The organism is Okeania sp. SIO3I5, assembly GCF_010672085.1.
Lineage (GTDB): Bacteria > Cyanobacteriota > Cyanobacteriia > Cyanobacteriales > Microcoleaceae > Trichodesmium.
The window spans coordinates 18235-30552 of record NZ_JAAHHT010000032.1; the positions used below are offsets into that span (position 1 = coordinate 18235).

A 12318-nucleotide genomic window follows, 5' to 3' on the forward strand; every position below is an offset into this window, starting at 1 on the left:
TAGGGAATAGTAAACTATCAAAGGATTTTCCTACGGAATGCTGCGCAAACAGAATTTAGAAATGTCCTAATCTTTGCTTCGATTACTATATTTGAAATATTTAAAACTTGCTCTCATTTATTGATAATTTTACCACTAGCAACAATATCAATTATAATTACCTTAGTAAATTTAACTTGAGATACTCAAAAACAACTATGCAAATTTTTCGTCAATATATTGCTCCTTTTCTCGTGGTAATCATATTTTTAATTGCTATGGTGGCAGTCAGCGCTCGTATATTTCTACCAGACGATCTCGCAGCACCTGCTCCCACAGAAGAATTAAGTTCTCCTCAAGAAGCAGCAATCCTATCTACACCTAATTTTTATTTTTCCTAATATCACTACCTTTCCAGAAAAGAGGGATTAGGGGTAGGTGAAAAAAATTAACGCCTTTTATCCCTAGTTAACCAGGAGGTTTGGGTAGAGATAAAAGGCGAGTATATAAAAAAAAATGAAAACTGTTATGAGTGATGATGATATAGAATTTACGAATAAAAAAATTAACTACTGACTTGAGATATAGCATAGAGCGCGATCGCTAAACTCAACCGTGCTTGTTCAACTTCCGATAAATCATACCAATCAACAGGTTGTATTGTTGCTAAAGTATTTTCTACCGCATCATCTCTATCTCCACGCATGGAGTAAGCAAGAGGACGCGCCATTACTTCCAAATCTTCCAGATCCCAACCAGGTAGAACTTCGCTGACACAATGTACCAATTGATCTGAGAGAGATAAAGTAGAACCTAAACGATTCACTTGATCGACAATATTAATAGCAATCTTGCCTAACTTATTGAGTAAATTCTTGGGAGCAAGACCTGCAAATTTTTTATATAAAGCATTCTGAGTATCAATAATTGGCCAAAGTTTCTCAGTTTGACTATAAAAATTTTGGCAAGCGGAAGTCATTTCTACATCATTAAATAAATCAGACAAAGGTAGCTCTTGTTCGATAGAATTAAAATAAGCATCTGATTCTGGTGCTTCAGGATTCCAAGGATAAGCAATATCATCCATAACGATCGCACTTAATAAATCTAATTCTACCTCACTAGAGGCATTATTAGGAGAAAATTCAGAATGGGAAGGCTGATTATTCATAATTTTATTCTTAGGTATACATAATTAATGGATAATGAAAACTATCTCTAATTATCAATTTAAAAGGGGAGGCTTTAAACCTCTAGGGATTAATTATTAATTATTAATTATCCATTATTAATTATCCATTATCCATTATTTGGCTACTTACTTAGCTACAGGAGTAACCTAGTTAATTCCGTAATCCAGTTTAGATTAGCTAATTCACTAATTGATAATGGATAATTACCTCTTTAACAATTGATAATTATTTTTGAGAATTACCTATTTAAAAGGAGAGATTTTAAACCTAGATTCGATTAATTATCAATTATCCATTATCCATTATCCATTGGTAAGGTCTTCTGTTGTTTCAATCACAAACTCAAAAGCTTGACCTTGAGAACTGCCAAATTTTAACAGTGTTCCTGATCGTATAGCAACCTCATCACGATGTATTCTTTGCCAACTATCAGACTGATAAATTAAAGTCCCGAAACGAGAAATATCTCGTAAAAAATAAGTGCTTTCAACCTCTTCATTTGATAAACAACGACAAAAAATTTCCGCGTGTTTTTGGGAAACCCACCGCTCCCAAATCACTACATCATTTTCCTGAGAACGTCCAACCGCGAGGGTACCCACCCAAATTGGCCAAACTTGATTATCATCATCTTGAGAACGTAAAAAAGCTCTAGAAGTGTGACTACTAATCCAAGTCGGAGAGTTAGTAGGTAGTTGAGTTACTAATTCATCAAATACTTGAACTAATTGACCATTGAACTCCGGGTGCATATACAATACTGGCAAAGTCCAAGCTGGTTGGTTAAATCTGTAGAGAGTTAATAACTGTTGTCTTGCTACTGCTACTGCTTGATCTATCAACATTCCTTCTGTTAAACCTTGAGCAAAAGCTTGAATAAAACTTAAAGCTTCTTGATCGGCAATTTCATCTCGCATCCCCAAAACGGCAGGTACTCCATGATGGATTAATACTTCTGCTAGACTACTACGTGGTATTGCCTGGACTTCACCGGAAGATAGACGCTCTGTAGCTGGTTGCGCTCCCCAGCAAGCATTGAATACTGCGAGGGTTACTCCATTACGAACTAAAATTTGTGCTAACTCGGTACCATTGAGGGTTGTTTCAGGGGCCAAAAATAACCAACCACCATCTGGCCCTGGTGTACCGTGACCGGCATAAAAAAATACATTATAAGTTTTTTTATCTAGATAGGAAATTAATTCTTCTGGAGTGGGTTGAATTAGTGTATCTACTCTACAAGGAATTGTAGGATTAACTCTGGGTGAATTAGGATTTGTGATATTACGAGCTTTCAACACCTCAGTTAGTTGGGCTGCTTCTTGTTCCAGTTCTAATTTGGATGGAATTAGGGATTGATGGCCATTAGTTGTGAGGGATTGTCCTTTAGGGCTATTTTCCCCAATTACCAAGAGAATATTTAGAAATTGGGAAGGTGGTTGGCTGCGTAAGGAGTTAACATCGCTTGTGGTACGACTGAACAAAATTTCCCGACTTAGAGAAAAGGCGGGTAAAGCAATTCCTGGTTGCATGATTTCCCAGGGTAGGGCGATTAATTCTGGCTCGCGAATATCTAATCTTACTCGTAAGGGCAATTCTTGGCCAATGGCAATACCTTGACTTTGGTGGAGGCTATGAGCTATTTCTCCTTGAAATAGCCACTGCCACAGACTAATGCCTAAATTTTGCATTAGGCGACTGGTAAGATTTATTTTGACTCCAGATTTAGGGGCAGGATGAATATTTGGGGTTGATGCTAAGGCGGGTTGGGGTGTACCTATTGGAATGGCAGGTAAACTTTGGGGAGAGAAGATTTCTAACCAAGCTTGCCAAGCTTTGGATAAGGTTTCTGGCCATACTTGGTCATGGTGGACATATCCCCGTTGGAAAGGAGCCTGCATGACCCAGGTTGCAAAGTGATTGGCTTCTGGGATGTTCAGGCGGGCGATCGCTATACTTAGGCAAGGACTTTCTGCTGGGAAAGGCATTAAATTTTTTTTATACTATTTTTAATATTTTTGAATAAATCTATATATATTTTACCTGTATTAATGTTACAAGCTCTATAGAAAGGATTTTGATGAGGGAAAAGCCAGCATTTTGTGGAGCTACTCTTGATGAAAATATTCCCGATCTGGCTCTTGGGTGAAAATTTCTTGAAGTCTGAGCTATTACCTATTACCTAAAAATTTTTGTTGAATAAAAAGTCATGCGTATAGACGAGTTACCCCAGTTAATATTTATAATATCACAATTTTGACAAAGATGCAGCCGACAAACCCTGGCAATTTTTTAGAGCTTCAGAAAATGAAAATATTTGTGGTTTTGCACCGAAGGATAATGGATGAAAGGATTTTGATGAGGGAAAAGCCAGTATTTTTTTTGGAAGCTACTCTTGATGAAAATATTTCCGATCTGGCTCTTGGGTGAAAATTTCTTGAAGTCTGAGCTATTACCTATTACCTAAAAAATTTTGTTGAATAAAAAGTCATGCGTATAGACGAGTTACCCCAGTTAATATTTATAATATCACAATTTTGACAAAGATGCAGCCGACAAACCCTGGCAATTTTTTAGAGCTTCAGAAAATGAAAATATTTGGGGCTTTGCACGGAAGGATAATGGATGAAAGGATTTTGATCAGGGAAAAGCCAGTATTTTTTTTGGAAGCTACTCTTGATGAAAATATTTGCGATCTGGCTTTTGGGTGAAAATTTCCTGAAGTCTGAGCTATTATCTATTACCTAGCAATTTGCGTTGAATAAAAAGTCATGTGTATAGACGAGTTACCCCAGTTAATATTTATAATATCACAATTTTGACAAAGATGCCGCCGACAAACCCTGGCAATTTTTTAGAGCTTCAGAAAATGAAAATATTTGGGGTTTTGCACCGAAGGATAATGGATGAAAGGATTTTGATCAGGGAAAAGCCAGTATTTTTTGGGAAGCTACTCTTGATGAAAATATTCCCGATCTGGCTGTTGGGTGAAAATTTCCTGAAGTCTGAGCTATTATCTATTACCTAGCAATTTGCGTTGAATAAAAAGTCATGTGTATAGACGAGTAACCCCAGTTAATATTTATAATATCACAATTTTGACAAAGATGCAGCCGACAAACCCTGGCAATTTTTAGAGCTTCAGAAAATGAAAATATTTGGGGTTTTGACCGAAGGATAATGGATGAAAGGATTTTGATCAGGGAGGAGAAAGCCAGCATTTTTTGGGAGTTCCACAAGATAAAAATCTTTAAGCATTGAGCTATTAGCCGATAGCTGACGGCTGAATGCTTACAAAAATATTTCTGATTGTAGAGGATTCTGGAACAGAAATGCTTACAATTTTTCTTATTCCTTCTTATCTTATTCTTTCCCTAACAACAAATGTGGCAGTTTAAAAAATATAGTTGGCATTTTTCTCTATCTCTATTTACCTTGATAATTCTTGGTTCATTCATTGCCAGAGGATATACTTTTCCCGTGGGAAATCATTACACTCACGTTCCTCAAATTAAATCAATGTTGAATCCTGAACTCTATACAAATGATTACTATGTTCAGGAAATGTTGCAGTTTACTCCCAGATATTACTATCAATATTTGGTTTATTTTTTCAGCAAAGTTACTGGCAATATCTCCCTTACATATTTGATTTATTATCTAATTTCATTTATTAGTTTTATCTGGGGTTTATCTGCCATAAGTAAAATTTTTACTCCATCGAAACTTTCAGCAGCAGTTTTAATTTTTCTGAGTTTAACATCCTACACTTTAATTGGATATTTAAAACTTTTTCCTAATACTCCTATACCTGCTACATTTGCCATGAGTTTGACAGTTTGGGGATTTTATTTCTGTTTTCGGCAAAAATGGATAATTGCTTATTTCTTTTTTGGTATTGCTTCAATTTTACAATTTTTGGTTGGCGTTTTGCCGGGAATTATGATGATTCCTATTATGTTAATTGAGGCAATAAAATATCGGAATCTGAAACAATTTAATTTCTGGGGAGAAGTTAACCCCTTCGGGGAAGTCAAAAGTCAAAAGTTAAAAGTTAAAAGTATTACTCAATTAATTCCTATTATGTTAGTTGAGGCAATGAAAAATCAGAAGGTTAAACAAGTTAAATGCTTTGGGAAAGTCAACCCCTTCGGAGAAGTAAAAAGTCAAAATTTCCAAGTTAAAAGTATTACTAAATTGATGAATTGCTTGCTTCGGGATAAATCTATTTTTTTGGTAATTCTACCGTTAATTATTTTATTTGGTTTGGCTTGTTTAGTTTATCTGCCAATGGTATTAACTGGAACGACTAGCACTAATAAATTAATTAATGAAGAATTTGTTTTTATTTACGGTTGGGTAAGGAATCCTCATCATATTATTTCTGCTTATTGGAATTGGAAAAGTAGGTTAGATTTTATCTGTTTTTTTCTGGGCGGTTGTTTGTGTATTCACAAAATTAATATTCCTAAATCGGAAGATTTGCAGCAGTCGAGAACAGAGAAAAATTTTGACCACAGATATCCTTTTCCAGAGGTAGAAATAGGAAAGATAAAAGAAAAAAAAGTTAGGGAAAAAGATTTAAGTTTGACTGATGTGAGATGTCTAGAGAAATGGAAGTTTTATCTGATTATTGCTGAGTCAATTTTTGCTTTGTTTTTAGGTTACATTTTTGTAGAAGTTTACCCCTTAGCTTTATTTGCTAAGTTACAGTTGGCAAGAACTGTTCCTTTTGCTCAGTTGATGATATTTATTGTTGTGGGGGTTTTGGTTAATCAGTTATATCAACAGGAAAATTTAGGGGTGGGTTTACTGTTGATAATTTCTCTGATTTTGCCTGTACCTTATCAGGGCATTTGCTTTTTTATCTTATCCTTGGGATTATTTTTTCTGGAAAGATGGAATTACAAATTAATTGTTTTTTTGATGCTGTTAGGAGGGTTAATATTTTACTTGTTACATCCGCCGATAGATTTAATTGTTAATCGTTTGTTTGTGATGCCTGGTTTGTTTTTTGTATTGGTATTTCCGTTTATTTTGGATGAGGTTGATGTGGGGATATCTCTGAAAAAGTTAATGACTTATAGTTTAGCGATCGCTACAAGTTTAGTATTTGTTTTAGGATTATTTGAGGCATTGCCTGGAAAAATTTTGGAGGTATTTGAACAACAGGTAAAGTTTAATCGAGTTCCCCAAGATGAAGTTACGAAACTAGCTTTAAGATTTAGGGAGATTAGCCATAAAGATGATGTAATTTTAATTCCTCCTTTTGTGTCAAATTTTCAATTTTTTTCAGAGAGAGCGGTTATTGTTGACTTTAAACATTTTCCGCAAACTGATAGGGGAATTAAAGAGTGGAAAAATCGGATGGAAGACGTTTTTGGCGTTCCTTTGAGTGATAAATTAGCGGTAGGAGCGATGGAAATTTTGTTTCCGCAACAGACGGGAAAAGAATTAGTTAATGTGGCGAAAAAATATGGAGCTGAATATATTTTGACTAGGGTTGACTGGCATGGAGATATTAAGGGAAAAGTTCTGGATCAGGAAGGAGAATGGGCGATTTTTCAGATAAATTCTGATGAGTAGAGGGTTGGTTTATCAGTCATAATTATAATTATTGGTATGGAAATTTTGTTTCCGCAACAGACGGAAAAAGAATTAGTTAATGTGGCGAAAAAATATGGAGCTGAATATATTTTGACTAGGGTTGACTGGCATGGAGATATTAAGGGAAAAGTTCTGGATCAGGAAGGAGAATGGGCGATTTTTCAGATAAATTATAATTAGTAGAGGCTTGTTTTATCAGTCAGAATTATAATTATTTGTATAGTATTAATGTAAGGATTCAGCTAGTAGGTTGGGTTGAGGAACGAAACCCAACAACTACATTTTTAGGTGTGTCATATCACTACTCCCTACTCTCTATTAATAATTATGTTAAATCTCACAGTTAAAGACTTAGAAATATTGCAAGGAACTCTAAATCAAGCAGGTTTAAATTATCAACTGAAATTTCAGAAAATGTCTTCATATAAAATGACCGAAACCTTTGCCTGTTCACCCATCTCCGCGTCTGGTGTGTCCCCGTGTCCTACCCTCAGCAACCAATTTTTTCAGCAAGCCTTATATAAATCTATTGCTGTGGGCGGTTGACTCGAATTAGTTTATTAACCAAGGATTCTTGTTGATAAATTGCTTGATTAATACGTTGACCTAGACTTTTAATATCTCTATCTTCAGTACAGACAATAATGCCACAATGGTTTGGTTTTTGAATATGAAGCTTAATAAAATGACGGCGATTTAAAGTTAAGACTGCTCTGTTATTTTTGACAGCAAAAGCTAAAACTTCAGCATCAGAATCACCCTCTTTTTCTGCTTCTTGAACAGTCAAAATATTATGATCAAAACCTCGGATAATTTGCACAACTGGTAAAGGAAATTGTTCGTCCGCATAAAGATATGCCATAGATTATATTCCAGACTCCATTGCTTCATTTTCCTCTCGAATAGCTGTTTCAATTTCTTCTGGATATGCTTTAGCATAAGCCCAAACATTGACTAAATCAACAGCACGAAGTTGAGGATAAAATGTTAGTAACTCAGCATCCGTTGAACCCTGTGAACGTAAACTAACTAATAACCAAACGGGAATACGAGTATTCTCAATACAAGCATCCCCACCGCAAACTCCTGTAGTTTTAGTAATTCTTGAAGAATCATTATTAATAATTTTGGTTAGTATTTCTATTGCTTCAGCTTGTTCAGTAGGTGTTAATGCTAAGAGTTGAGTTTCTAATTCTTTAATAGTCATATAGTAATCCTATTTAAGTTGTAATATTTTGGTGATGGTTAGGAGTCAGGAGTGTAGGGACGAATGGCTATTCGCCCTTACAGGAGTCAGAATTTTCTAGGTTTTCAGCTCAAATTAATTATTATAAAAATTGCCACAACCAATTCTATGACTTCTATAGAATTTTAGCTGAAACGGTATACTATTAGACTACTCATTGTATCATAATCAAAATTAACCGAAAAATTATTGAATTAAGATAAAATTATATGCCAAATCTGAGAGTTAAAGACTTGGAAATATTGCAAGGTACTCTAAATCAAGCAGGTTTAAATTATCAACTAGAATTAGACGAAGGAAAGATATTAATTATGAGTCCGTCAGATATTATTTCTAGTGAATTGGTGTTAGGTTCACTAGGCTATTAGGTAACTGGGTTTATCCACGTCGTCTAGAACGTTTGTTTGATTCTAGTGGTGGTTTTATTCTTCCTGATAATAATCTCAAAGTTCCTGATGTTTCTTTTGTTCGCGCCCAACGTCTGAAAAAAAGCGTTCGTTATTTTGGGGAATTAACGCCAGATTTAGTAGTAGAAATTAAATCTCAAAGCGACAGAATTAAACCTTTAAAAGAGAAAATAAAGAAGTATTTAGAATTAGGAGCGCAAGTAGGAATTTTGATAGATACAGACCAAGAAATAGTTGTAGTTTTCAGTCCAGACAAAATTTCACATATAGGTACAAGCTTCGAACCAGGAAACCAAACTAGACCTATAGACGATCCAGAAGCAGTTCCCGAACCTGGTTCTCTATTAGGTCTGTTTTTCTTAGGTGGCTTAGGTATCTTTTCCCGACTAAAGCGTATATTCCAATAATTTCGGTTAATTGAAATGCCTGGATAGATTTTTTCTAGGTTTTCCAATTCTTGTAGTTAGAGGGCGATCGCCTCTGAGCATAGTTGTTTTATTAGTTGGAGCGATCGCTTGACTCTTTATGTATAAATAATAGAAGTATCTTCTTGAGGTATTTCTAGTGTGATATTTGTTGATCTAAATTATTTATACTCTCCTTAAGATCAAAGTCTGCTCCTGAGACTCTCTTCCCAAAGTTACAGCAGATTCCACTTTGGTGAGGTACGCCTATTAGTTATCAGTACCGACTACTGAAGTATAAGGCTTGAAACTGAAGTTTATTCTTTTCACCGTCTTAAAAGGGGAAGCTTGAGACCTCATTTTTTTGTCAAAAAAAGGAGTAAGGAAGTGGGGGAGTAAAAAGTAGTTAGAATCTTTTTACCCGTAAGCTAACAAATGGGTAGAAAATGTATTGGGTGGTAATTAATATTTGATAGGTTTGGTTTAGTTAACTTTACCTACAAAAAGTAGTTGGCTATATTTGCATTCTTCGGTGCATCACAAAATTGCCAATCTGTCAATCAAGCAAAAAATCACGAGGGAAAAATTAGTCATTCATCCTAAAATAATTTAGACTATTTGCCTCTAAAAATAACGAAATAATAAGTGTTTGCAGCTTCAAAATTACTTTAAGCAATAACTGTCCTTTGGAGTATACCTGAGTATACACCATCACAAAAACGAGAGCAAGAGCTAAAAATATTGAAATCTCGTTGACTACTTCAGACAATTTTTTGGCTTTTTTTGTCATCAAGTCCTGATAAACTTAAAAATTTTTAAACTAAAAGACTAAAAGTCAAATAATAACTTATTTGTCTGAGGCAGAAAAGCAGTAGGTAGAAAATTTGTTAGGTGGTAATTAATATTTTTCTGGTTTTGCTCCGAAAGTATTACTTAAAACTGAGGCTCAATTTCTTTATTTAAAGTTAGCCTTGTCGGCTATTATTTACTATGCAATTATGGTTAAGATTTAACTAATAATCTGTTAGCTTATACATGGTGAAACAACTATCTTCTTGATCTTGGATAAGTAGTTGAACATTCTTTTTAGCTCGCCAATTCTGTGCTTTGACAACTTCTATAAAATTATCTATATCTAAAAAGTTGAATGCTCCACCATAAACACGAGCTTCCATACTTTTTCCTCCACCAATTGCATAATCTGACAAATTATTCAGGGTTCCTTTATCATTCTTTTCCAGCCAAGAATTAATATTAATTAGGGATTGCTGAATAAATCTAAAACCATTGAAATATAAATACTTTAGCCTTTTTTTTGCTTTTAAAAAGTGCGCCTGTTTCAGTCTAAAACACTAAAAAAGTTAGTATTAACAGCAAGAGTTGGGCACAAAAATCTTGAGACAATTCTTACTTCTACCTCCTCGCTCCTATACCATTTCTCCTGTCTCCTGTCTCCTGTCTCCTACCCCTACTAAAAGACTTTTTCAGCAAACCCTAATTACTGCGGGTGAAATTGCCATCTTTTTTAAATTTTCTTTGAAATTTTCATCTAATACTTTCCCCATTTTTTTCTTCTCATTTAATATTTAGTGCACTTTTAACATTTCATCGAATATTTCCTCAAGAGAAAAAATTAGAATTACATTAGTTACCCAACTCATAGAAAATACCTTCCTGTTATCTTATTCGCAGATTATCTTCAGAAAAATTTATTTCTTTAAAAAAAATCTTAGTATATAGCAATCCTAAAGCTGATAGCTGAGAGTTGACTGCTGAATGCTTACCTACTAAATATTTTCCTCCTTCTCTTCTACAACTTCACAAATCTGTTTATCCACATAATCATCATCTACATTTTTAGTAATTAATTCTGCCAAAATTCCTAAAGATATTAATTGTACAGACAGAATAATACACAAAATTCCAAATAAAAATAAAGGGCGAGTACCTATAGGTCGAATTTCCATAAACCAAAGTACAACTAAATAACCTAAAGATGTCATTCCTATAGCACCGAATAATAATCCTAAACTCCCAAACAAATGACCTGGTTTATGTAAATAATGAGTAGTTGCTAAAACAGTTAATAAATCAATAAAACCACGAGTATAACGTTCCAATCCATATTTAGATTTTCCCTGTTTCCGCCGATGATGTCTGACAGTTACTTCAGTAATTTTAAATCCCAAACTATGAGCTAAGACGGGAATATAACGATGTAATTCTCCATAGACTTTGATACAGTCTAATACTTCTTTTCTATAAGCTTTTAAACCACAGTTAAAATCATGTAATTTTACTCCAGTTAAAATTGATGTAACTCCATTAAATAATTTCGAGGGTAATCTTTTAGAAAGAGGATCATTACGATGTTTTCGCCATCCAGAAACTAAGTCATATCCTGACTCTAACTTTGACAAAAATTTAGGTATTTCCGCCGGATCATCTTGTAAATCTGCGTCTAAAGTAAAAATAATATTTCCTCTAGCTTTTTTAAATCCAGCAGATAAAGCAGAAGATTTACCAAAGTTTCTTCTTAATCTAATTCCTTTGATTTTCTGCGGATATTTTTTGATTAATTCATTAATCTCTATCCAAGAGCGATCGCTACTACCATCATCAACAAAAATTATTTCATAACTATCAATTTCGGCTAAATTAATTACATCTAAAATTCTCTCAAACAAGGGTTTGATTGTAGCTTCTTCGTTATAAACTGGAATCACAAAACTGAGGTATGTACTGTTCAATGTTTAATTCTAATTATCAAAACTATATTGATTGGTTCAAGTTATCCAATCTTGACGATTTTTCAATTTAACATAAACTAGCCTAAGATTAATCACCTTTTCAAAAATATTTTGCTTAGTTAGGGCTATTCAATTTTGACTACTTTCCAATTTCGGATAATCTCTGAAAATCTCTGGCTCTGAGTCTTGAATCTTTTCGGAATTTTTGAGTTTTGAATGAATAATTTTTCAGTTGGATAGAGCCGACTTTTCCAAAATATTTTGGTTAGTTAAAGCTATTGAATTTTGACGATTTTTTAATTTCAGATAATCTCTGAAAATCTCCGACTTTGACTCTTGAATCTTTTCGGAATTTTTGAGGTTTGAATGGATAATTTTTCAGTTGGATAGAGCCGACTTTTCCAAAATATTTTGGTTAGTTAAAGCTATTGAATTTTGACGATTTTTTAATTTCAGATAATCTCTGAAAATCTCCGACTTTGACTCTTGAATCTTTTCGGAATTTTTGAGGTTTGAATGGATAATTTTTCAGTTGGATAGAGCCGACTTTTCCAAAATATTTTGGTTAGTTAGAGCTATTGAATTTTGACGATTTTTTAATTTCAGATAATCTCTGAAAATCTCTGGCTCTGAGTCTTGAATCTTTTCGGAATTTTTGAGTTTTGAATGAATAATTTTTCAGTTGGATAGAGCCGACTTTTCCAAAATATTTTGGTTAGTTAAAGCTATTGA

The 12318-nt window shown here is 34.0% G+C and carries 13 protein-coding genes; 7 read left to right on the plus strand and 6 right to left on the minus strand.

The window, feature by feature from the left end; all coding sequences use genetic code 11:
* Positions 1–197: 197 nt before the first annotated feature.
* Entirely contained in the window at positions 198–380 is a 183-nt protein-coding gene (locus tag F6K40_RS10080) for a hypothetical protein (protein WP_293134943.1), read from the plus strand.
* 164 nt (positions 381–544) lie between these two features.
* Here the strand turns inward: F6K40_RS10080 and F6K40_RS10085 are convergent, their stop codons facing one another.
* The gene (locus F6K40_RS10085; RefSeq protein WP_293134946.1) at positions 545–1150 is read right to left on the minus strand and encodes a hypothetical protein; all 606 of its coding nucleotides are present in this window, start codon (positions 1148–1150) and stop codon (positions 545–547) included.
* 324 nt (positions 1151–1474) lie between these two features.
* Positions 1475–3160 carry a CHAT domain-containing protein gene (locus tag F6K40_RS10090; protein WP_293134949.1) on the minus strand — a complete coding sequence of 562 codons (1686 nt, stop codon included), beginning with the start codon at positions 3158–3160 and terminating at the stop codon, positions 1475–1477.
* A 319-nt stretch (positions 3161–3479) separates the two neighbouring features.
* Here F6K40_RS10090 and F6K40_RS10095 point away from each other — a divergent pair, with 319 nt between their 5' ends.
* The 4 genes from F6K40_RS10095 to F6K40_RS10110 all read left to right on the plus strand — a co-directional run bounded on the left by F6K40_RS10095 (position 3480) and on the right by F6K40_RS10110 (position 7325).
* Entirely contained in the window at positions 3480–3602 is a 123-nt protein-coding gene (locus F6K40_RS10095; protein ID WP_293134952.1) for a hypothetical protein, read from the plus strand.
* Positions 3603–4556: 954 nt separating this feature from the next.
* A complete protein-coding gene (locus tag F6K40_RS10100) occupies positions 4557–6758 on the plus strand; it encodes a DUF6798 domain-containing protein (RefSeq protein ID WP_293134955.1) in 2202 nt (733 codons plus the stop codon).
* A gap of 36 nt (positions 6759–6794) precedes the next feature.
* The gene (locus F6K40_RS10105; protein WP_293134958.1) at positions 6795–6959 is read left to right on the plus strand and encodes a hypothetical protein; all 165 of its coding nucleotides are present in this window, start codon (positions 6795–6797) and stop codon (positions 6957–6959) included.
* A gap of 147 nt (positions 6960–7106) precedes the next feature.
* The gene (locus tag F6K40_RS10110) at positions 7107–7325 is read left to right on the plus strand and encodes a hypothetical protein (protein WP_293134961.1); all 219 of its coding nucleotides are present in this window, start codon (positions 7107–7109) and stop codon (positions 7323–7325) included.
* Here F6K40_RS10110 and F6K40_RS10115 read toward each other — a convergent pair.
* A complete protein-coding gene (locus F6K40_RS10115; RefSeq protein WP_293134964.1) occupies positions 7306–7641 on the minus strand; it encodes a DUF5615 family PIN-like protein in 336 nt (111 codons plus the stop codon). The two genes, F6K40_RS10110 and F6K40_RS10115, sit on opposite strands and share 20 nt — an antisense overlap.
* Before the next feature lie 3 nt (positions 7642–7644).
* A complete protein-coding gene (locus F6K40_RS10120; RefSeq protein WP_293134967.1) occupies positions 7645–7986 on the minus strand; it encodes a DUF433 domain-containing protein in 342 nt (113 codons plus the stop codon).
* 248 nt (positions 7987–8234) lie between these two features.
* On the opposite strand from F6K40_RS10120, the gene F6K40_RS10125 reads away from it, so the two are divergent.
* Both F6K40_RS10125 and F6K40_RS10130 read left to right on the plus strand, forming a co-directional pair.
* Positions 8235–8393, plus strand: a complete 159-nt coding sequence (locus F6K40_RS10125) for a hypothetical protein (protein WP_293134970.1) — start codon at positions 8235–8237, stop codon at positions 8391–8393.
* Between the two features lie 32 nt (positions 8394–8425).
* Complete coding sequence (locus F6K40_RS10130; RefSeq protein ID WP_293134973.1) at positions 8426–8839, plus strand: Uma2 family endonuclease; 414 nt, start codon at positions 8426–8428, stop codon at positions 8837–8839.
* A 1010-nt stretch (positions 8840–9849) separates the two neighbouring features.
* Here F6K40_RS10130 and F6K40_RS10135 read toward each other — a convergent pair.
* Together F6K40_RS10135 and F6K40_RS10140 are read right to left on the minus strand one after the other, a co-directional pair.
* The gene (locus F6K40_RS10135; protein WP_293134975.1) at positions 9850–10044 is read right to left on the minus strand and encodes a hypothetical protein; all 195 of its coding nucleotides are present in this window, start codon (positions 10042–10044) and stop codon (positions 9850–9852) included.
* A 579-nt stretch (positions 10045–10623) separates the two neighbouring features.
* Entirely contained in the window at positions 10624–11586 is a 963-nt protein-coding gene (locus tag F6K40_RS10140; RefSeq protein ID WP_293134978.1) for a glycosyltransferase family 2 protein, read from the minus strand.
* Positions 11587–12318 lie beyond the last annotated feature (732 nt).

Excerpts from the sequence above, each read along its gene's own strand:
- F6K40_RS10080 (WP_293134943.1), top strand. The coding sequence starts at position 198 with ATGCAAATTTTTCGTCAATATATTGCTCCTTTTCTCGTGGTAATCATA.
- F6K40_RS10085 (WP_293134946.1), bottom strand. The coding sequence starts at position 1,150 with ATGAATAATCAGCCTTCCCATTCTGAATTTTCTCCTAATAATGCCTCT.
- F6K40_RS10090 (WP_293134949.1), bottom strand. The coding sequence starts at position 3,160 with ATGCCTTTCCCAGCAGAAAGTCCTTGCCTAAGTATAGCGATCGCCCGC.
- F6K40_RS10095 (WP_293134952.1), top strand. The coding sequence starts at position 3,480 with ATGAAAATATTTGTGGTTTTGCACCGAAGGATAATGGATGAAAGGATT.
- F6K40_RS10100 (WP_293134955.1), top strand. The coding sequence starts at position 4,557 with ATGTGGCAGTTTAAAAAATATAGTTGGCATTTTTCTCTATCTCTATTT.
- F6K40_RS10105 (WP_293134958.1), top strand. The coding sequence starts at position 6,795 with ATGGAAATTTTGTTTCCGCAACAGACGGAAAAAGAATTAGTTAATGTG.
- F6K40_RS10110 (WP_293134961.1), top strand. The coding sequence starts at position 7,107 with ATGTTAAATCTCACAGTTAAAGACTTAGAAATATTGCAAGGAACTCTA.
- F6K40_RS10115 (WP_293134964.1), bottom strand. The coding sequence starts at position 7,641 with ATGGCATATCTTTATGCGGACGAACAATTTCCTTTACCAGTTGTGCAA.
- F6K40_RS10120 (WP_293134967.1), bottom strand. The coding sequence starts at position 7,986 with ATGACTATTAAAGAATTAGAAACTCAACTCTTAGCATTAACACCTACT.
- F6K40_RS10125 (WP_293134970.1), top strand. The coding sequence starts at position 8,235 with ATGCCAAATCTGAGAGTTAAAGACTTGGAAATATTGCAAGGTACTCTA.